Source organism: Leptolyngbya sp. Heron Island J, assembly GCF_000482245.1.
In the GTDB taxonomy this organism is placed as follows: Bacteria; Cyanobacteriota; Cyanobacteriia; order Phormidesmidales; family Phormidesmidaceae; genus Leptothoe.
In genome coordinates, this window is sequence record NZ_AWNH01000023.1 from 40,122 (window position 1) to 61,148 (window position 21,027).

19 protein-coding genes and 1 pseudogene are annotated in these 21,027 nt (G+C 48.0%); 13 read left to right on the plus strand and 7 right to left on the minus strand.

The annotated features are described in order from the left end of the window. Window positions 1-277 precede the first annotated feature (277 nt). Entirely contained in the window at window positions 278-2,692 is a 2,415-nt protein-coding gene (locus N836_RS47370; RefSeq protein WP_023071712.1) for a tetratricopeptide repeat protein, read from the plus strand. Between the two features lie 381 nt (window positions 2,693-3,073). Here the strand turns inward: N836_RS47370 and N836_RS47375 are convergent, their stop codons facing one another. Beyond that, on the minus strand, window positions 3,074-3,718 hold the full coding sequence (locus N836_RS47375) for an L-threonylcarbamoyladenylate synthase (protein ID WP_023071713.1): 645 nt from the start codon (window positions 3,716-3,718) through the stop codon (window positions 3,074-3,076). 98 nt (window positions 3,719-3,816) lie between these two features. Between N836_RS47375 and stpA the strand changes: the two genes are divergently transcribed. The 3 genes from stpA (at window position 3,817) to N836_RS47390 (ending at window position 7,277) form a co-directional block, all read left to right on the plus strand. After that, the gene (gene stpA, locus N836_RS47380; protein ID WP_023071714.1) at window positions 3,817-5,094 is read left to right on the plus strand and encodes a glucosylglycerol 3-phosphatase; all 1,278 of its coding nucleotides are present in this window, start codon (window positions 3,817-3,819) and stop codon (window positions 5,092-5,094) included. Between the two features lie 3 nt (window positions 5,095-5,097). Next, window positions 5,098-5,982, plus strand: a complete 885-nt coding sequence (locus N836_RS47385; protein ID WP_023071715.1) for an ROK family protein — start codon at window positions 5,098-5,100, stop codon at window positions 5,980-5,982. A gap of 509 nt (window positions 5,983-6,491) precedes the next feature. Continuing rightward, window positions 6,492-7,277 carry a pantothenate kinase gene (locus N836_RS47390; protein ID WP_023071716.1) on the plus strand — a complete coding sequence of 262 codons (786 nt, stop codon included), beginning with the start codon at window positions 6,492-6,494 and terminating at the stop codon, window positions 7,275-7,277. On the opposite strand, the gene N836_RS47395 is transcribed toward N836_RS47390, so the two are convergent. Continuing rightward, the gene (locus tag N836_RS47395) at window positions 7,247-8,095 is read right to left on the minus strand and encodes a M48 family metallopeptidase (RefSeq protein WP_023071717.1); all 849 of its coding nucleotides are present in this window, start codon (window positions 8,093-8,095) and stop codon (window positions 7,247-7,249) included. The two genes, N836_RS47390 and N836_RS47395, sit on opposite strands and share 31 nt — an antisense overlap. Before the next feature lie 428 nt (window positions 8,096-8,523). Here N836_RS47395 and N836_RS47400 point away from each other — a divergent pair, with 428 nt between their 5' ends. The 5 genes from N836_RS47400 to N836_RS47420 all read left to right on the plus strand — a co-directional run bounded on the left by N836_RS47400 (window position 8,524) and on the right by N836_RS47420 (window position 13,072). Continuing rightward, window positions 8,524-9,054 (plus strand): DUF4330 domain-containing protein, encoded by a 531-nt coding sequence (locus N836_RS47400; protein ID WP_023071718.1) that lies wholly within the window; start codon window positions 8,524-8,526, stop codon window positions 9,052-9,054. A gap of 164 nt (window positions 9,055-9,218) precedes the next feature. After that, window positions 9,219-9,512: a hypothetical protein gene (locus tag N836_RS47405; RefSeq protein WP_031292089.1), complete on the plus strand. Its 294-nt coding sequence runs from the start codon at window positions 9,219-9,221 to the stop codon at window positions 9,510-9,512. Window positions 9,513-9,680: 168 nt separating this feature from the next. Then, window positions 9,681-11,069 carry a folate/biopterin family MFS transporter gene (locus N836_RS47410; RefSeq protein ID WP_023071720.1) on the plus strand — a complete coding sequence of 463 codons (1,389 nt, stop codon included), beginning with the start codon at window positions 9,681-9,683 and terminating at the stop codon, window positions 11,067-11,069. Window positions 11,070-11,163: 94 nt separating this feature from the next. Then, on the plus strand, window positions 11,164-12,645 hold the full coding sequence (locus N836_RS47415) for a carotenoid oxygenase family protein (protein ID WP_023071721.1): 1,482 nt from the start codon (window positions 11,164-11,166) through the stop codon (window positions 12,643-12,645). A gap of 148 nt (window positions 12,646-12,793) precedes the next feature. Continuing rightward, complete coding sequence (locus tag N836_RS47420) at window positions 12,794-13,072, plus strand: hypothetical protein (RefSeq protein ID WP_023071722.1); 279 nt, start codon at window positions 12,794-12,796, stop codon at window positions 13,070-13,072. A 10-nt stretch (window positions 13,073-13,082) separates the two neighbouring features. On the opposite strand, the gene N836_RS47425 is transcribed toward N836_RS47420, so the two are convergent. Next, window positions 13,083-13,490, minus strand: coding sequence for a hypothetical protein (locus N836_RS47425; protein ID WP_152532093.1), 408 nt, complete (start codon window positions 13,488-13,490; stop codon window positions 13,083-13,085). Window positions 13,491-13,741: 251 nt separating this feature from the next. On the opposite strand from N836_RS47425, the gene folD reads away from it, so the two are divergent. From folD to N836_RS47440, 3 genes are all read left to right on the plus strand, one after another. Beyond that, window positions 13,742-14,611 (plus strand): bifunctional methylenetetrahydrofolate dehydrogenase/methenyltetrahydrofolate cyclohydrolase FolD, encoded by an 870-nt coding sequence (folD, locus tag N836_RS47430; protein WP_023071724.1) that lies wholly within the window; start codon window positions 13,742-13,744, stop codon window positions 14,609-14,611. A gap of 82 nt (window positions 14,612-14,693) precedes the next feature. Continuing rightward, window positions 14,694-15,602 (plus strand): geranylgeranyl diphosphate synthase CrtE, encoded by a 909-nt coding sequence (gene crtE, locus N836_RS47435; RefSeq protein ID WP_031292093.1) that lies wholly within the window; start codon window positions 14,694-14,696, stop codon window positions 15,600-15,602. Window positions 15,603-15,628: 26 nt separating this feature from the next. Further along, window positions 15,629-16,081, plus strand: coding sequence for a divergent PAP2 family protein (locus N836_RS47440; RefSeq protein ID WP_023071726.1), 453 nt, complete (start codon window positions 15,629-15,631; stop codon window positions 16,079-16,081). 23 nt (window positions 16,082-16,104) lie between these two features. On the opposite strand, the gene N836_RS47445 is transcribed toward N836_RS47440, so the two are convergent. The 4 genes from N836_RS47445 to N836_RS47455 all read right to left on the minus strand — a co-directional run bounded on the left by N836_RS47445 (window position 16,105) and on the right by N836_RS47455 (window position 20,722). Continuing rightward, the gene (locus tag N836_RS47445) at window positions 16,105-16,842 is read right to left on the minus strand and encodes a hypothetical protein (protein WP_152532094.1); all 738 of its coding nucleotides are present in this window, start codon (window positions 16,840-16,842) and stop codon (window positions 16,105-16,107) included. 96 nt (window positions 16,843-16,938) lie between these two features. Beyond that, a complete protein-coding gene (locus N836_RS0137465) occupies window positions 16,939-17,268 on the minus strand; it encodes an MgPME-cyclase complex family protein (protein WP_031292095.1) in 330 nt (109 codons plus the stop codon). A gap of 189 nt (window positions 17,269-17,457) precedes the next feature. After that, window positions 17,458-19,659: a GumC family protein gene (locus tag N836_RS47450; RefSeq protein ID WP_023071729.1), complete on the minus strand. Its 2,202-nt coding sequence runs from the start codon at window positions 19,657-19,659 to the stop codon at window positions 17,458-17,460. A gap of 172 nt (window positions 19,660-19,831) precedes the next feature. Continuing rightward, window positions 19,832-20,722, minus strand: coding sequence for a hypothetical protein (locus N836_RS47455; protein WP_023071730.1), 891 nt, complete (start codon window positions 20,720-20,722; stop codon window positions 19,832-19,834). An 87-nt stretch (window positions 20,723-20,809) separates the two neighbouring features. Here N836_RS47455 and N836_RS47460 point away from each other — a divergent pair. Further along, window positions 20,810-21,027 (plus strand): annotated as a pseudogene (locus tag N836_RS47460) (IS701 family transposase); the annotation flags it as partial.

A 21,027-nucleotide genomic window follows, 5' to 3' on the forward strand; every position in this document is an offset into this window, starting at 1 on the left:
GCACTGTGGCATGATTCAAGGATGCCCTAAATCATTGAATTTTAGCTGTCTCCACAGCCTGCAAAAGGCTGACTGTAGGATATACATCAAAATTCTTTGATCAAAAGACAGGTCAGACCAGTTTACCCCCTTGCTTATGTACACCATATATAGGTCTTTGTCTGAGATTGTAGGTAAGAGTGTGAATTTAAAGGTCTGGAAAAGTCGGAATATCTCGTGCGCAATGCCTTGGAAGATGGCGGTAGTCTATCAGTGAAGAAACCCTTGACGATGGCCGATGGGTGTGGATACTGCTATCGAATTTACTGACTCTCTGCTCTATGAGAAAACAGGGCAGCACCTCAGCGATCTGCAATGTTGCATTTTGAAGCAGGTGTGGGGCGGTAAAACCTATCGTGCGATCGCAACTATTGCTGGTTATAGCGAAGGCCACGTTAAGGATGTCGCCTCCCAGCTATGGCGACTACTCTCCGATGTTTTGGGAGAACGCATTACCAAGGGAAATTATCGTTCACGGTTGGTTTACTGGCTCAAGCGAGCCAAACGCAAGATGGTCCACGTCGCTGGGGAAGCCTGGCCTCGCCCTAGCCTGGCTCAACAGCCTGTTAAACCACCCATGCCCAACAGCCATGAACCTCAGCTCATCGATCCTCATTTTATTGGTCGAGGTACAGCAATCGACACCCTGAATTCCATCTGTACCCAGGGTCATAAAATCATTGTGATTCAAGGCGAGGGCGGTTTAGGCAAAACCACCCTCGCCCAACATTATCTGCGGCAAGCACCCTTTGATGTGGTTTTAGAATGGCGCATTGCCCAGGAAACCTCTAGCTTGACCGCAGTTGAAAACATTCTCGACGAATGGTTGCGTCATGATCTCAATGACGAACCGGGCCAGGATTTAGGCATTAGTCTCAGCCGTCTAAAACGTCATCTTAAACAAAAGCAAGTGGGCATTCTCATTGACAATCTTGAGCCTGCCCTGGACGGCAATGGTCAATTTGTTGTTGAAGCGCGTTGCTATACAGAATTATTAAAGCTACTGGCAGATTTTTCAATTCAGGCAACAACATTGATCACTAGCCGTGATCGTCTCTGTGAGCCAGGTATTAAAGCCTATCACTATCGTTTACCCCGACTGACTCTAACAGATTGGCAACAGTGTTTTACCTACAATCGTCTCAATTTCCCCCAGACTGATGAGATTTTACACTGTCTCCATCGTGCCTATGGTGGTAATGCCAAAGCTATGGAGATTTTATGCAGCACGGTACAAACCGACTTTAACGGTGAGATCCGCGCCTATTGGCAAGCCTACGGCGCAGATCCTCTGGCAGAAATTGACTTAAAAAACTTGGTCATTAGCCAGATTAATCGACTACAGTGTCTCGATCCCACTGCCTATCAGCTCCTTTGTCGCTTAAGTTGTTATCGCTATCAAACTATTGCCTCTCTCTCATTACCTGCCGTCCTGGCCCAGTGCCAGGACACTGACGGTCAAAGAGCCATTGCCTCTCTACGTAATCGCTCTTTGATTGAGGTAGAAAATGGTCAATATTGGCTCCATCCCGTTATTCGAGCTGTCGCCATTGAAAGGCTGCGACAGAGTAATCTATGGAATCAAGCTAATCGGGCAGCAGCTAACTATTGGACCCATAGTGTCGGCCTTCTGACCAATCTGTTGGATGCTCAGAAAGCACTAGAGGCTTACTATCACTATATTGTCATTGAGCAGTATCAAGCCGCTGCTCAGGTGTTGTTGCAAAGTCGTCATAACCAATGGCAACAGTTTTTGCCCTTGGCCAGTAGTCTTTATCGGATGGGGTTGCTGCAGCCCGTAAGTAGCTTAATTTTGGAGGTGCTCTCTCATCTGGAGTCAGCACCTGAACCATCTCCTCAAGTGAGTGAACTCCGTAATATTCTCGGTGATATTTATTGGATCACTGGAGAGATTAATCACGCCATTGAGTGTCAGCAGGGTGCGATCGCAATTGCCCAGCAGCGACTGGAGCTAGCCGATGAACATGAGCCTCGCCAACACTATTATCTGCAGATGTTAAACATCGATTCGCAGCTGAGTCTGGGACTCTATGCCATGGACCTATGGGAACTCGACCAAGCCGAAGCCACCTTTAAGGCTGTCATTAACCTGGGCCGAGACACCCCTCACCAAGCCTGGGCCGATAAAGCAACCGTTGCATTAGCCTTAACTTATGCCTGTCAGCAGCATCTTGAGAAAGCTCACACGTTAGCTAGCTACTGTTTGAGTACCTTTGCCCACCAGAGTCCGAAATCAGGCAGACTGGCTTATTTTATTCAGTTATTAGGCCAAACCTATGATCAGCTTGGTGACACACAACAAGCTGAAACCCTATATCAACAGGCCCTCAGTTTTGCTGAAACCGGCCATTACCCACAGGTCAAAGCCAAGGCACTCACTGGCCTTGCCAGTATTGCTCGACAACAGCACCACATGACAATAGCCCTCGAATATCACGCCCAATCCATTAATCTATTTGACAGCATTGGCGCAAAGTGTGACCTGGCCAATGCCTATGTCGAACTAGGCTATAGTCATGTGCGCCTCACTCAGATAGAAGCTGCCCATCAGTACTGGCACCGAGCACTGGCCCTCTATACTGACATCCATGCCCATAAACAAGTTGGCAGAGTAGAAAGCTTGCTAGCTTAAATGGCTCAGAACCAGCTTCAGAGGGTTAGCGATCAATTATTCTTAGGTCATCCGTAGCTCCGCAGTATAAGAAGGATCTACCGATGGGTTTCATACGTAGATCACACTGAATACGGATTTCTTCATCAGTGATTTATCCAACTACTGAAGTTACTCACTACGCTAGAAGAGTGCACAATCAGCACCTCAGCAATCTTCCCTGAGACAGAAGGTAGCTGCCAGTATGATCGGTCTCTTTGATTCTGAAAGCCAATGATTAGACTGTGTGGCGCAAGCCAACAGTCTTTTTTTTGCTAACTGTTCTGTCCAGCCATTACACCCCACAGCTCCTTAGCTTAGAGATGCAAGTTTAAGGGCAAGGACGAGCACATCTGCCTATAGCTAGCCCACCGAAATCGTAGCAAGCTGCTCTACCACATCAAACCCTAAGCCTTTACGTCGAACAATGGGTTCATCTGCAGTCATATCTAGGATGGTGGAGGCTAGGTAGCTGGGGTCTGCTTCGCTGTCAATGATGATATCTACCTGCTTGTCTAATGCATCAAACAGCTCATATCGAGATAAATAGGTTTCATCCATATCCCCCACATGGGCCGAGGTAGAAATAATGGGATTACCCAGATTCTGGAGCAGAGCCTGACAAACCGCATGATCTGGCACACGAATGCCTGTGGTTTTGCGTTTAGGATTCATTACTAGCTTAGGCACTAGCTTAGTTGCAGGCAAAATAAACGTATACGGCCCTGGAATCAGGTGACGCATAGTGCGATAAGCCGGATCGCTAACGTAAGCATACTGGGCTATGTTTGAGAGCGACAAACACAGAAAGGTTAGGGGTTTATCATTTGACAGTTTTTTAAGCTGTCGGACCCGTTGAATCGCACTTTTCGATTGCAGATCGCAGCCGATGGCATATACCGTATCGGTAGCGTAAAGCATCACTGCGCCCTTCTGCAGCTGCTTACGGATTTTCTCGATTTTGAACGCTTGAGGCGACTCTGGATGCAGAGTATAAATTGTAGCCATGGGTCGAGCCCTCACTCGTGACTCGCAACTGCAAAGAGTATCGTAACGAGTGCTACCGTATTTTTACGAAAACGGCTAATTCTCTTAACACAAGTTCTATGGCGACCTCCGGTTTTGAAACAGTTGTACCATTGCACCAGCAAACGTTTTCTCTAGACCATCCAACCTTCACTCAGCTCCTGGCTCAAACCGAAAACCTACTGATTATTCAAGACCTTGATGGAGTATGCATGGGGCTGGTCAAAGATCCGCTCAATCGTGAAATTGACCGAGCCTATGTAGAAGCTATGCCGGCCTATGATGGTCATTTTTTTGTTCTCACCAACGGTGAACATATTGGCAAACGAGGGATAAACGCTATCGTAGCGAAGGCACTGGGGCAGAACATAGGTGATTTACATATGCCAGGGCTCGCTGCAGGAGGTGTGCAGTGGCAGGATCGCTATGGCCAGCTTACTCATCCAGGTGTCAGCGAGGCTGAACTGGAATTCTTAAAATCAGTTCCAAACCGAATCGAAATAACATTACAAGACTTTCTGAGCACTGTTGATCATGGCCTGTCGCCAGAGGAGCTAACCCACTGCATTAATGCATCAGTACTGGATAATGTGGCATCTCCTACTGCTAATCTCAACACGTTTTATGAAACCCTGGCGAATCCGGTGCTTTATCGGCAAATTCAAGAACAGATGCAGGTGTTGATGGAGCAGCTATTAGTAGAGGCTGCAGCCCAGGGGCTGGGAGATTCCTTTTTTGTACACTATGCACCTAATTTAGGCCGTGACGACACCGGTGATGAAGTGGTTTGGTGGGCTGATGCTAAGACCTCGGGTACAACAGACTTTCAATTTATGCTGAGAGGAGCGATCAAGGAAGCTGGGGTACTGGCTTTGCTTAACCGTTACTACTTTAAGAAAACAGGGGTACACCCCTTAGGCATTGGGTTTAATGCCCGGCAAGCTCCCAGAACAATGGCAGATATGCTCACCCTAGTCAAACAAGATTTTGATCCAGCACATATGCCCTTGATTATTGGTGTTGGTGATACGGTGACGAGCCAAGCTGTGGAAACAGACAATGGGCTGGTGTTCAAACGCGGAGGGAGCGATCGCAACTTCCTGCAGCTGATTCAAAACATCGGCGAGGCGTTTAACAGCGGCAATCTGGTGGCCTACGTTGACAGCAGTGGTGGCGAACTCAAAAATCGTCGTGCCATTCAAGTAGAGACTCACAATGGCTTGCCAAGCGTAACCCAAGGCCCTGGCGATCCAAGAGATACCAGCGATCCGCTCAAACTCAATGTGGTTTTTCCCGGTGGTTATGCGCAATATTGCCAGCTCTTTCAAACAGCTGCGACCAATCGGCGTCAATCGTAAGCCATGCAACAAGTTATTGGCATAGACCTGGGGGGCACAGCAATTAAGCTGGGGAGATTTACAACCACGGGCGAATGCTTACAATCGTTGAGCGTGCCCACCCCCCAACCTCAATATCCCAAACCAGTGTTAACCGCAGTAGCCAAGGCGGTAGCCACACTAGACCCTCACTATCAAGCCACCGCCATTGGCATCGGCACACCAGGTCCAGCGGATATTACGGCTCGAATTGCCCGAATTGCCATCAACCTGCCTGGCTGGCTGGATATTCCCGTCGCCGCAATACTCGAGGCTCAAACCCAGCGCCCCGTCGTCGTTGCCAACGATGCTAACTGTGCCGGGCTGGGAGAAACCTGGCTGGGAGCCGGTCAAGCCTATCAAAATCTAATTTTGTTAACTTTAGGCACTGGTGTTGGCGGCTGCATCATTCTCAACGGCCAGCTGTTTGTGGGTCACGATGGCTGTGCTGGCGAGCTGGGTTTAGTGACCCTTGACCCCAATGGTCACGAGTGTCACAGCGGCAATACTGGCTCCCTAGAACAACATGTTTCTGCCCAAGCTATCCGTCGAGAGATGGGCATGGAGCCGGGAGAGTTGGCTACTCTAGCAGCCCAAGGAGATAAGCATGCGATCGCATTCTGGCAACGCTATGGGCGTCTGCTGGGCATTGGCTTAGTGAGCTCCATATATGTCTTAAACCCTGAAGCCGTGATTATTGGTGGGGGCATCAGTGCTGCCGCCCGCCACTTCTTACCAGCTACCCAAGCTGAAATCTCACAGCGCATCCGGCCCCACTATCGTGGGCCTCTACAGATCCTGACAGCCACCCTGGGAAATCGAGCAGGTATGATCGGCGCAGCCAAAATAGCACTGGATCATATTAGTTAATCGCCGAAAAATCAAAAGCCCCAAATCAGTGCGGAGATGTTACAAATAACGCTGCCACACTATTTTTTCAATTGAAAAAGATAATCGTTCAAAGACTTATGTCAATGGTTGTAAATTTGAGTAAATATCAGCGAGTCTGCCGACTGTCTAGTGCTACATTTAATCCTATAGAAACAACTGAATAGCTGCCAGGAAAACCACTTTATTCCTGACATTTGAAACCCTAAATCTCTCTCAGATTTAGCTATGTGTCTAACTGGGTCTAGCATTATTTCAATTAGTTGAAATAGACGACCAAATCTCAATCGATATAAGGCAAGTAGCAAATTTGAATCGTAAACCCTAGCAAGATAATACTATCTATTTCTCCAACCAAACTAACAGTAGACTAGCGATTGTTTTTGAGTTTTGCCAAGTTAACAGGGGCCAGTTAGCAATAACTGACCCCTATTTTAATTTTAATTTTTAAGATCTACAAATCTGATATCAGTCAATACAATCAGCTCAAAATGGCCAATTGGCTAGCATTAGTAATTGGTAATACACGATGGCACTGGGCCTGGTTTCAACACAATGAACTCAAACAGGTTTGGCACACCCACCATCTCATCAGCCAGCAACCTTCAGCGCTAGCATTACACTCCATGTGGGTCCAACATAGACCACCGCAGATGCTAGATGTGCCAATTGAGATGCTGAACATTATGGCGATTTCAGTAGTCCCGAACCAAACACAGTGTCTGGCGCATCTAACTAATATTCAATGGATCAATGACTTTCCACTCAAAGGAGTGTATTCCACAATGGGGCTGGATCGAGTAGCCACACTGTGGGGAGCGGGTCGGCAGTATGGATGGCCTGTATTGGTTATTGACAGCGGCACTGCACTGACTTTCACAGCCGGAACAGCAGATACTTTTATGGGTGGAGCAATTTTATTGGGGTTGCGATCGCACTTGGCGGCCTTACATCACTACACCGCCACCCTGCCCAAGGTTGAGCCCCCGTTAAACTGCCCTCCACAGTGGGCTACTGACACTACTAATGCGATCCAAAGTGGCGTAGTTCATACAGTCTTAGCTAGCATTCACCACTTTATTCAAAGCTGGCAGCAGCAATATCCGAACACCGCCTTGATCTTTACCGGCGGCGACGGGCAATATCTCCATCAGCTCTATCAACAACACTATCCAACAAACCAAAACCAGGTTCCCAATTGTAGAACCTGGTTTGATCCCAATCTCATGTTTTGGGGAATCTCTGCCTATCGTAGCGACGAAACCCGTGCACTGTAAGCAGCGGTATCTGTACCAGCGGTGGCTGATGGCAGTGCCGATTCGCTGTCCATCTGCTCTAGTCGCACCACCCGATCTTTCGGGTTGGGGTGAGTGCTGAAGATCGCCGGTGGGCTGTTACCACTATCCAATTTGGCCATCAGAGTGGCCATACCTGTCTGGTCATAGCCAGCTTCGCCCATAGTCACAAAACCGTGTTCATCAGCCACCAATTCATCTCTACGGCTGTTTGGCAACGTCAACGCGACGTCTACAGCAATGGCCACCATCTGGTTACGGCTAAGGCCAAATGCACCAGCAACGCCCTGGGCAATCGCCACATCCCGCATTTGATCGAGGGCATGCTTTTCAGCAATGTGGCCAATTTCATGGCCAAGCACACCAGCCACCTCTGCTTCATTATCAGCCGCCGCTAATAAGCCAGTTGTGATATACACATAGCCCCCCATTGTCGCAAAGGCGTTAATGCCATTGTCTTCCACCACCTGAAATACATAGGGGATGTCTGAGCGATCGCTATGGGGAACAAGCCGTTGACCAATCTGATCTACATAGGCTGTAAGCGCAGGATCTCGATGCAGACGAAAGGACTGACTGAGCAATTGCTGATTGACCTGCCCACCAAGATTCACTTCCTGATCATCCGACATATTTGTAATTTGAAATACTTGAATAGTCGGCAAAATGATATCGAGCAAGCCAGCAGTGGCCGGTCTCGGAATGATAGCTCCTAAGCTCAGCGTCATCAAAAAGGCTGCAAACCCGTAGGCCAGACGGCGTTGCCAGCAATTACCCCAGCGAGAAAGTCCATTAGACATGGTCGGCTTACTGTAATAACACGGTGAATAAAGCGAAGACAGATACGGTCAACTTCGAAACTGTCGACAACGATTTTTGAGACGGTATCTATACATGACCATAGCGATGGCGCATATAGCTTTCCCTATGGGCTGTGACAGTTAATTGACTGTGGTTTCACTACTGATTCCAGTGTAAACAGTCAACCTAGGTGACGGCATTGGACACTTAGCGGACGCCATCTGCACGTATGCATTAGCTTGCATACATCAATTTCAATTTATAGCTTTGTACCCGTGCAATCTGGCCACCACATGATTAAATACTAACGATTGCATCTCCTTGCCTTAGGGTGACGTTGCATGTCTGTTACATTATCGTTTGGGCTCATTCATACGTTTTAAGTACTGAACTTAACTGTTGGGAACTATTCGGAGTGCCAAGAGCTATGGCTATTTTGGATTCTAAGGGACGCTTATTTGGCAAAATCAGCCTTTTAGACATTGGTGCAGGTTTGATCATCCTGATGGTGGCAGTGGGTATATTTTTCTATCCTGGAGCCTCCGGTTCAGTAGCTCAAGTAGGAGCTACCACGAGGGATATCGAAGTTGATGTCATGACCCGTGGGTTAACTGTGCTCAACCCTGAGCAGTTTTTAGCAGATGTAGAGGCTGAAGGCAGCACCTACATCATTATTCGCAACCAACGCTATGGCCAAGTAGCCGTTAAGGCGGTTCAGTCCCTGCCCCGCAGCACTGCCGTTTCTCAACCTGATGGGTCAGTTAGGTCGTTTCCTGATCCTCGACCTGAACTTGGCTTTACAGCCGATATGCTAATCACCTTAACTGGCCCTGCTCAGATCACACCTGATGGCCCTGTGTTTGGCAACAGCAGAGTTAAAATCGGCACCCCCATTGAATTAGAGGGAAAAACCTATATCTTTAAAGCCAGCACTGTGGCTGTGCGCATACCTGAGTAATTATACGGAATAAATATTTTTGTGATTTAAATCACATTTTTTACTCAGCAAACTATCACCCTCCCTTTGGAAGACTCTCAGTTTTCTATCAGAAGCTATTCAGATCAGTTGTCCAAGCTAGATCTAGGCAAAAATACATGCTTCCTATTTTTGGAGGACACACTATGAAGCGCTTCGTACTTTCTGGTTTATCTGTCTTACTGGCTGCAGCTGCGATTGCTCCGGCGGTAGAGGCTCAATCTCCTAACAACGACTCCCTAGCTGACACAACCCTACAACAGCGTCGCCTAGATGCCTTGGATGTGCGCACTAAAAGTAGTGAATCACTTATTGACACTACAATCCAGCAGCGCCGCTTGCATGAATTAAATTTGCGCACCAAGAGTAGTGATTCATTGACCGATACCACCATTCAGCAGTATCGGCTAGATGCGTTAGATACGCGCGATAAATCCTAGGCGTAGCTAATACCTTTGCAAGAGGTATTGGTATTGATCAGTTTTTGGGCCACGATAGTGGCCTTTTTTCATGTCTATTTTTAGATTCATTGCTTAAACCATTGGGATACCTCTAAAAGAGTCGCTATGATTAAGATAATTGACATTTCTTAAAGGTTTTTGTCATAAATGACTGCAACTGCTGACGCGCAGGGTTTCAAGCATTTTCTAGAACAGCGAATTTTACTGGGTCGGCCGCTTACTACTGAGTTAATCGCGATTTTGCTGGTCTACTTTGTACAAGGCATTTTGGGATTGGCTCGGTTAGCCGTCAGCTTTTTTCTTAAGGATGAGCTAGGTCTCAGCCCTGCAGAGGTGGCAGCACTGACGGGCATTGCTAGTTTGCCGTGGACTATCAAACCAATTTTCGGTTTTCTATCTGACGGGTTACCGATTATTGGTTATCGTAGACGCCCTTACTTAATCCTGTCGGGTTTGATGGGAACCACGGCCTGGCTGCTGCTGGCTATTTGGGTGCGTACCGCCTGGTTAGCTACGGCCATGATTTTACTAAGTTCATTATCTGTTGCGATCGCAGACGTTATTGTGGACTCCCTGGTCGTTGAGCGCGCCCGTCAGGAATCTCAAAGTGAAGCCGGCACACTGCAATCACTATCCTGGGGAGCCTCGGCTATCGGTGGTTTACTCACAGCGTATCTAGGTGGCCTCTTGTTAGAGCAAACCAGCACCCGCACTGTCTTTATGGTTACTGCAACGTTTCCACTGATTGTTGCGGTTGTCGCCTGGTTGATAACAGAGGACCCTGTCCACGAAAAATCCAATCTCCAAACAGTCTGGAGTCAGGTAAAACAGCTAAAAGCCGCCTTTAGCCAGCGAGCGATTTGGATGCCTGCACTATTCCTATTTTTGTGGCAGGCCACTCCCAGTGCAGATTCAGCCTTCTTTTTTTTCACAACCAATGATTTGGGATTTGAACCGGAGTTTTTAGGTCGGGTCCGATTAGTTACGAGTCTCGCAGCCCTAATAGGTATTGCTATTTTCCAGCGTTTTTTAAAAGCTGTACCATTTCGCCGGATCTTTGCCTGGTCAACCGTACTGGCATCCCTGGGCGGCATGACAACGCTGCTCTTAGTAACCCATACCAACCGCACTCTTGGCATTGACGATCAGTGGTTTAGCCTGGGCGACAGCGCAATTCTGACCGTCATGGGACAAATTGCCTTTATGCCAGTACTGGTACTGTCAGCTCGGTTGTGTCCATCGGGTGTAGAAGCAACTTTGTTTGCGCTACTGATGTCGATTGTTAATCTTGCCGGGTTAGTCTCCCATGAGTTGGGGGCGCTTTTAACCCACTGGCTGCATGTAACTGAGACTAATTTCGACAATCTTTGGCTATTGGTGACGATTACGAATTTCACAACGCTATTACCGCTACCGCTGTTGTTTTTACTCCCCAGCACGTCAGCATCGTCAGATCCAGAATTAGCTGCATTCTCTGATGACCTGTTAGCAGATGAAAATTCTGCTAAACCAGAACCGGTGCTGACCTCTTCTTAGAGCACACCTCTCCATTTTTTTGGGCTTACGGCTAGTGGGCAGTGCCCATTCTACACACTGAAAAATTGCAACCCTATTCTTCTAATTTCAAAACATGCAAACTCTTCCATCTCCCAGCGCATCTACTGACTTTGACATGGATGATTGGCGCAGCGGCTATCGCTCGCAGCCGAACGAATATGCTTACGAAATCGAAGATATTGATGGCAAAATTCCAGCAGAGCTAGAAGGCACTTTGTTCCGCAATGGGCCAGGCTTACTCGATATTGCCGGACATCCAGTGCATCATCCTTTTGATGGTGATGGCATGATTACCGCTATTTCCATCTCAGAGGGTAGGGCATTTTTTCGTAATCGCTTTGTGCGCACTGAGGGCTATATCAAAGAAAAAGCTGCCGGTAAACCACTTTATCGAGGTGTATTTGGGACTCAAAAACCCGGTGGCCCATTAGCTAATGCCTTTGACCTGCGTCTAAAGAATATCGCCAACACCAATGTGCTCTACTGGGGAGACAAACTGCTGGCGCTATGGGAAGCAGCGGAACCCCATCGACTGGACCCTCAAACCCTGGAAACTCTGGGGTTAGATGATTTAGATGGTGTGCTCAAATCAGGGGGAGCCTTCTCAGCCCACCCGCGCATTGATCCAAGTTGCGATCGCACCAAAAATCAGCCCTGTCTGGTGAATTTCGGCGTTAAAACGGGGCTTTCCAGCACCATTACCCTGTACGAATTTGACCCGAAAGGCCGTTTAGTACATACCCACCAGCGCAATATTCCAGGGTTTGCCTTTTTGCATGACTTTGCAATTACCCCCAACTATTGCATTTTCTTTCAAAACCCAGTGGGCTTTAACCCTGTGCCTTACCTGGCAGGTGTCAAGGGCGCTGCTGAATGCATCCAATTCAATGCCAAACAGCCCACCCGTGCCATTGTGATTCCACGGGACGGCACCAGCCCAATTCAGACCATCGATCTACAGCCTTGCTTTGTCTTTCATCATGCCAATGCTTTTGAGGCTGACGGCAAACTCTATCTAGATTCAATTTGCTATCAAGAATTTCCCGATCTCAAGGGCGCAGAAAATTATCTGGAAGCCGATTTTAGTCGTATTCCTGAAGGACAGCTGTGGCGGTTTGAATTAGACCTGGCCACAGAGACTAGCCAGGCTAAATGTCTGATTGAGCGCGGCTGCGAGTTTCCCGATTTAAATCCCCAACACGTCGGTCGACCTTATCGCTACCTCTATATTGGGGTAGCCCATCGCCCACAAGGAAATGCACCGCTCCAAGCCGTGATGAAGCATGACTTAACCACCGGACAAGAAGAAATTTGGAGTTTCGCCCCCCGTGGTTTTGCCGGTGAGCCTGTTTTTGTCCCACGTCCCCAGGGAACAGCCGAGGATGACGGTTGGGTGTTAGGGCTGTTCTACAATGCCGAGCGTCGTTGCTCAGAGCTAGCCATTTTAGATGCCCAACACATCACGCAAGGACCGATCGCCACACTGAAACTTCCACACCATATCCCCTATGGTTTACACGGTCATTTCATGCAAAATCTGGTTTTTAACGCTTAGAGAAAAACGGTTTTTACCAACCCTCTTCACCTAATCCTATCGACCAGATCAGGGATGATACCTATTTGTGGCGATTAGCGGTTGCGGACCAGAAACAAGCGGGCACTATCTGACTGTAGCCAAGTAACAAATAGCACCCGTACTGTCGATGAACACCAGTCATCCGTCCAGCCAGGAAACCTTGAACTATCGACTACGCCCTAATAGCAAGGGCGTGCGCTTAGACATCTGGGAAAATAGCCCAGCATTTGATCCAGGCCAAGCGTCGTATCGCTTTTTTGTGACTTATCAACTCAATTCAGCGGACGACGCCCAAACTATCCTGGAAAGCTACCTGGCCGTCAATGAGATACACCATGCTGTACCGTCTAACGACGCAGTGACTCCTATCCATTTGCGGACTCTAATCGGAGCATCTCCGTCTTAAATAGTCTGATCTAAGGTGTCTCAGGCACTTGCAACTGCCGCTCTTGTTCTTCTAAATAGTAATCGCCCAAATCTACATCGTTGATAAGAATGGTTTCGTACCGTAGTAAGCCATTGACATACACTTGCTCGCCAACAACTGGAGCCGCTTCTGCGGTCAAAATCCAAACCTGACCAGTGCCATCATCAATCTCATACAACCAGCCATTTAAAATCGCCAGACGCTGAGTAACTGAGCCAGTAATAGGCACCGCTTGTTCCACTTGCTGCGGCTGACGCAGGGAATCAATCTTAACTGTTGACTTGGACAAAGATAGCGTGGGAATCTGGCTTCCCGATGGAGCCTGACAGGCCATACCTAGGGTCATAACGCCCATCCCCAAGCCCACTAGGGTTAATCTGTATTTTGAAGAAAACATCACACAAGCAGCCTGTCAGAGTTAAATGCTATTGAGATAAAACGCATTTGAGCATAAACACACTTGGGCAAAGCGCTACAGCTAAGTCCATTGGCTTTGCTACTAGGTTAGCTGAGAGATAGGCAAGTTTGTACACCTATAGTTTGGGTCGGGGAAGAGCCTTTGGTACGCTGGTGAGAGCCAATGTGGCTAGTATCTCCTAAATAACTAGCTGCGTCGGCACAACTGCCGATAAAGTCAGCAAAAATTTTATGGCCCAGCGGTTAGATGGCAAAGCGCTTGCCCACAAAATTCAATCTCAGCTTGCAGCCGATATTACTCAAGAGCGAGAGCATCGAGAGCGTCCTCCAGGTCTGGCTGTTGTCATGGTTGGGGATAACCCTGCCAGTGCGGCTTATGTCAGAAATAAAGAACGTGCCTGTGAGCGCATGGGTATTGCGTCCTTTGGGGCTCATTTACCAGCAGATACCTCTCAAGCCAGCGTTGCTGAGCTGATTGATCAACTCAACCAAGATGAACGAGTTGATGGCATTCTCATTCAGCTACCGCTGCCAGAGCATTTAGACGCAGTAGCTCTACTCAATCAGATTGATCCAGCTAAAGATGCTGATGGTCTGCACCCTGAAAATATGGGGCGACTGATGCGCGGAGAATCAGGTCTGCGGAGCTGCACCCCCGCCGGTGTGATGGCCGTGCTTAAGGAATACAACATTGAGCCAGCCGGGAAGACAGCTGTCGTTTTGGGACGTAGCATCTTAGTCGGCAAACCGATGGCGCTGATGCTATTAGAAGCTAATGCGACAGTTACCATTGCACACTCACGAACCCAGAATTTGCCCGAGTTATGTCGACAGGCTGATATTTTGGTGGCCGCTGTGGGGCGTCCAGGGATAATCGGTGCCGATTGGGTCAAACCAGGCGCTGCCATTATTGATGTGGGGATCAATCGGATTCAGGATGCTGAATCCGGTAAGTTTCGGTTAGTTGGAGATGTGGATTTTGCCAGCGTAGAACCCATTGCTGGGGCAATTACTCCTGTACCTGGTGGAATTGGCCCTATGACAGTGACCATGTTGTTGCACAATACAGTATTAAGCTACCGTAAGCGATTTAATGGTTAATTAATAGTTAACCTTTTTGCTTTGAGCCACGCGATCTCAAGTTGCTGTGGTGCAACTGATTCATAACTTTTTTATGGTAACTATGATGACTACCGATGTCGCTGCTGATTTTGACCTTAAAACTTACCTCACTACCAAGTGTGCCGAGGTAGAGGCAGCTCTTGAGCAGTCATTGCCGGTAGTCTATCCCGAAACGATTTACGAATCGATGCGCTACTCGCTTATGGCGGGGGGCAAACGACTACGACCGATTTTATGTCTAGCCACTTGTGAGCTGGTGGGGGGAACCGTGGCCCAGGCAATGCCGACGGCTTGTGCCCTGGAAATGATACATACCATGTCGTTAATCCACGACGATCTGCCGGCTATGGACAACGACGATTATCGTCGGGGAAAACTTACAAACCATAAGATCTATGGTGACGACGTAGCGATTTTAGCCGGGGATGCTCTGCTTGCCTATGCCTTTGAATTTGTTGCTGATCGCACTCAAAATGTCCCACCCAAAGCGATTTTAGAAGTCATCCGACGCTTAGGAAAAGCAGTAGGCGCTGCTGGACTAGTGGGTGGTCAGATTGTCGATTTGGCATCTGAGGGCAAGACCGATACATCCATCGAAACTCTGAATTTTATTCATATGCATAAGACCGCTGCTTTGCTGGAGGTTTCTGTGGTTGCGGGAGCTGTTCTGGCGGAAGCTGAGTCTGAAACTATAGAGCGTCTATCGCGCTATGCTCAAAATATTGGCCTGGCCTTTCAGATTGTGGACGACGTTCTTGACATCACTTCAACCCAGGAGGAACTGGGGAAATCAATTGGTAAAGATGTTCAGGCGCAGAAAGCAACATACCCGAGTATTTGGGGATTAGATGAGTCAAAGAAACAGGCTGAAACGTTAGTGCAAGCAGCTAAGGATGAGCTGGCACCCTTTGGCACCCTCAAACAGCCTCTAGTTGCGATCGCAGACTTCATCACGGCACGCACACATTAAAATCGCATTTACATTTACATACCCATATGGAAGCCTTTAGCGAGATCTTTCAAAACCACGTTCTGGTTGTATCTTTGGTGGCCTGTTTGAGTGCGCAGTTACTCAAACTGATTATCGAAGTGATCACTAACCATCGCCTTAACTTTCGTGTCCTGGTTGAAACAGGGGGTATGCCCAGTTCCCATTCAGCATTGGTCACGGCTCTAGCCTGTGGCATTGGCCAGACCATTGGCTGGTCTAGCCCAGCTTTTGCTGTCACAGCAGTATTTGCGGTAATTGTTATGTATGATGCCGCCGGAGTTCGCCAAGCCGCAGGCAAACAGGCACGTGTGCTCAATCAAATTGTGGATGAGTTTTTTCAAGAGCATGAATTTCAAGAAGATCGCCTGAAAGAGCTATTAGGTCATACGCCGGTACAGGTGATTGCAGGTGCAGCTTTAGGCGTTTTTATTGGCCTGCTGGCAGCACCAGCTTACTAGACATGAGCAACAAGTAAATTCGCTCAGCGAATGGTGTCAGTTAATCTGATCACCTGTTCGCCATTTACCAAAAACGAGTTTAGCCCGCTATCCACTAACTGCTGTAGCTTAGTTGCTGCCGCTGATGAGTCAGTTGTATGCAGCACTAGCAAATACGGCTGTTCCAGGTATACAGCCAGCCCCACATTGCCTTGTTGAGCCAAGTCGCGTCCAATAGCCGGATTTGCCTGATAATCAACTAATACAGCCACGCCTTCACCCAGCAGAGTAGGCTGGTACCGAGGTTGGCTATTGCTGCTTTGATTCCCCTCATCAACAGCGGCAACTGTTACAGGGTCCTCCTCCGGCATAGGTTGCGGCTCCGGCACAGGCTCCTCCACAGCAGTGGGCGCTACAACCTCAGCAGTAGGAGCAGGGGATTCATCTGGTACTGCTGCTGCTGCTGAGGTTGTAGCCTCTACTACGACAGTGTCAAACTGCTCAATGTCATTTAAGTAGAGCGCCCAAGAGTTGGCAACTTCTAGGGAGTTAAAGCCGCCAGCTCGAACAACGGTATCCTCCAGGTAGTTACATACTAGAGTGGTTTTATCAACTGGTAAGACGGACATGATGCGATCGCGAGTAGTCTCATCCGCCCCCCGTACCAACAATAAATACTCCCCACTGGCAGGAGGTGGACAATCAGGATAACTCTGGGCTATTCCCTGGCTACCATCTAAAAGCAGAAGGAGCATCGCTCCACTTAGCCATCGATATCCCATAGCCATGTCTCCTAGCTAACTAAACCGCATCATTCTTCAAAGGGACTGCAATTTTAATAGAGAAATAACCCAACCTGAGGAAGCATGACCTTTTCGTTAAGCTGCAGTGGCTAAAGAAGCTAGCGGATCGCTCACCGAGGCTAGCGGCACTTCAAACTCTCCAGTGGCAATATACTCCAGCCTCAGCTTCAGCCAGGTAATAAAAACTTTATCGGTTGAAACCACAGCAGCTGCAGGCTGTGGACAACTTGCTTTAACTGCTTCTAATTCTGGCGACTCCAAAAAAGCAGGTTGTTTAATCAACCAAAAATCGATCTCTTTTTCCTGTTCCTGATAGTAGCGTCGCCGTTCTTTAAGGACCTCAGCTAAAGGCTCTTCTTCCAATAGAAAGCGCTGACTGGCCACGGCGTAATAGTATGTCGTCATCCGTCCTGTAAAAGAGACAATGGTAATGAGTCCCAAAGGAACTCGGTATTTAAATCCAATAGCTTGGATTTTAACAGGGAATGCTAAGTCGCGATTACCTTCTGTAATCAAACCTTGTTAAACCTTGCTATACAGGGTTTGCTAAAAAACAGCATTAATCAATCTGAATCTTCAAGGTTTCAAACTCCCTTAGAAATCGATCGGTGTCGTCGCAACCGCACGAGGCACTTCCGACTCATCTTCAGCTAATAGATAACCCTCATCTTCTTCGAAATCATCTTCATCATCCTGGAGAGTAACATTAGCGCCGTTAATTAAAACTCCCAGCAAACGGATATCTTCATTGAGATCAAGCTCTTCAAGCGCCGTGTTTAAAACAGCCCTTTCGGTCACACCGGGTCGAGCCACCAGAATCATGCCATCAGTTTGCTCTTCCAACAGCAACGCATCATCAACACGACTTAATGATGGTGTATCTAAAATCACCATATCAAACCGTTCACGAGCATCATCTAAAAAGCGACGCATCTCGCTAGACTCAAGAATTGCGGCAGCCTGACGTTGTGGACCAGGACTAGGAGACACATACAAGTTCTCAATAAATGGCACCATACGAATGTGATCGCCGACGCTACCACCGTAGTAACGTAACGGCTCCATCAAAACCTGATCGTCATTTACCAAACTTAAGTACTGCGCTTTTGATCCTGAACGCAAATCAGCTTCTACCAACAGAGTCCGACGTCCAGCTTGAGCTGCTGCGATCGCTAAATTGTAGGCCGTAATGCTTTTACCTTCATTAGCAATAGTGCTAGTAACCAGCACTACTCGAGGACCAATAACGCTATCCTCAAATCCCGTTAGTCGTAATTTGCTCAAGCAGCGTTCATAACTACTGTGATACTGAGAGTCTGACTGCACCAAGATCGGAGCCGCTTTCGCCGGTCGTGTACGAATCATCGGCACTGCTCCCAGGATAGGCATATCCTGATCGCGCAGTAGTTTCTCCAAATCTTCCGGTGTACGGACAGTACCATCTAGCAGATCTAATAGAAAGATAATGCCACCACCAGCTACTAATCCCAGAAGACCTCCCGCTAGTAACACAGTGGCTGGGTTGGGCTTTTCAGGCTCATTGATAACAGAAGTAGGCGGGCTAGCCACCGTCAAACTACTCACGGTTTCGGCTTCAGCAGCCTCGGCATCTACAATTCGAGCCTGAATCTGATCGTAGAGGGCCTTTTTCAGACCGACCTGATAAGCTAATCGCTCACGCTCTAATTGCTTATTAGGCAAACTAGAATACTGCTGGCGTAAGTCTTGAGCCGATAGAGCCAGTACCTGATTCTGACTCAGCAAGGTATCTCTTTCAGTTTGCAAAGTTACTAGCTGATTTGCCAGGGCTGCGCGAGCTGGATCTAAATTGCCATTAATATTTACAACACCAGCCGGTAAAGCCGCGGTCTGGCCATCGCCAGATAAAACGTCACTAACTCGACGACTTAGCTGCGACTGTAGGGCATTAAGGTTGCGCACTGCATCCACCACAGCCGGGTGGTCTGCCCGATAATCTGATGCTTGTAGCAACGCAAGTTCATTCTCGACTTGATAGCTTTGCGCCCGCAGATTGGCAATCAGTGGATCGGCACTCAACGCAGAAGACACATAGGCTTCATCGGCACTCAGCCCTAAACGTTGCTGTAAACTCTGTATTTGAGCATCAATCCCAGCCAGTGTGATTTGATTTTGACGAATTTGCTGTTGGCTTCCTGAAATTTGCCCCAGCAAACTGCCATCTAAGGCTGCTTGAATCGCCGGTCCCTCTTGACGATCGTATTGCTCTAGAGTTTGTTCGGCTTGTCTTAGAGCTGTTTCAATAGGTGGCAATCGCTCATTTAAGGCATCAATAATGGCCTGCAATCGAGCTTTATTACGTACACGACTCAGCTCAACCATACCCTGAAACATAGTATTGAGAACTATTGTCGCTGTTTCTTCGTCATCATGGATAAAGCGAACAATGGCCTGCAGTCCACCTTCATCCTTACCACCATTAACATCAACCGTAGTATTTCTGCGAATCTGCCCTGGTGAAAGCTCTACACCTCGATTGACTAACTGGCGAGATACTTCTTGGAGTAAGACTTCAGATAGTAATTGGTCTTCGTTAATAATCCCTCTACCCAGCTGGTCAATCGTATCAGCGGTATTGGTAAGGGACACCAGAGGTGCATTATCAACCAGTATGCCTTCGGCATAGTACTCAACTGGTGGTGGCGGCTGCAGCGCAACAACTCCCGAAGCGCCCAGAATCGACAACAAACATGTCAATCCAGCCCACTTATATCGCTGAACAGCTAACAGATATCGCTTGATGATAGGAGATACCATGGACACTCATCGGATAAGAGAACTAGTTTGAGGCAGTTGCCTGAATCATTGGCTCAGGTAGAGATCATTAATATGTCAGAAATCTAGGTTACTGATCCGGACTTTAAAGAAATCATAGCTTAATCACTCAACGGATATCCTTGATCTGGATATACCGTGAATACAGACAAAGCTAGTCAAAAAAGTCACCAGTAAAAATGCCATCAAAAAAGAGGATGAAGCTCAGGATATCCTGAAAAGGTCGGGTAACCGTATCGATGGCAAAAGTAATACGGTTAATAAAGTTTCGACCAACTACAATGACGTCGTTATCGCGCAGGGGGGGATTCTGAGTCGGATCTCCATAGATTGCATCCTTAGCATCCAACTTGGTAACCACCGGTTTTCCTTGCTCTGGATCAAAGCGAATGAGCGCCACGGAGCCTAGATTCGCCTGATTCAATGGTAGCCCCAGACCATCACCACCTCTGACAGCATCACCCACTAACGCATCTACAAATGTGCTGCCATTCGGTACACGGCGACCTCCCACAACACCGCCGGGATAGTTAAACACTCGCACTAAAATATCAGGCTGAGCAAACGTAGAGCGAGTAACCAGGTTGACATCGTAATCTTGAGACTGAGCCGGATCGAGCCGGGATATGATGACCACATCTCCATCTTCCAAACGCTCCTCTGGTAGTGGACTACCATCACGAACAGGTGTGTAAAGGTCGACGGTTTTTTCGATCAAACGATTATTAGGCAATCGCCGCTGAATACGGATCTCACGTAAATCAGCCGTACTACGAGCACCACCAGCAGCCAGCAGAGCAGCCGTCACCCGCGGCACGTCGAGAGGATATAAGCCCGGACGCTCAATTTCTCCTAGCATAATGACTTCTACTCCCCGTTGAGCAGTCAGAGTCAGCGTTACATCTGGCACTCCAAACCGCTGTGGGTTCTCAGCTCGCAACGTCTGATAGTCAGGGGCAATACGCTGGTTAATCTCAACTTCAGCAACTTGATAGGGCAGCCCTTGAAGTGCATTTGCCAAACCGACAGAACGCACTTCAGACAATACTACATACTGATTATAGCGCTCTTTAATGACTCTAGCAGTATAAAATAGGAGTAGCTATCGGCCCAAGTTGGTCAAACCGTACTCATGGTGACACCCCGAGCTGCTCAACCTACCGTCAAATTTATCGATGACTACTGCGAGTCCTATCGAGACCTGTTCGCTGAAGTCAGAAGTTTTGAGGCCTTCAAACATTTACATGTGGGTCTGATTTCAGAGGTTAAGCGCAAATCCTTACCGGCTATTGCTAAAGTTGTTGGCTTGCCAAATTCACAGTCGTTACAACAATTTCTATGTGAATCTCC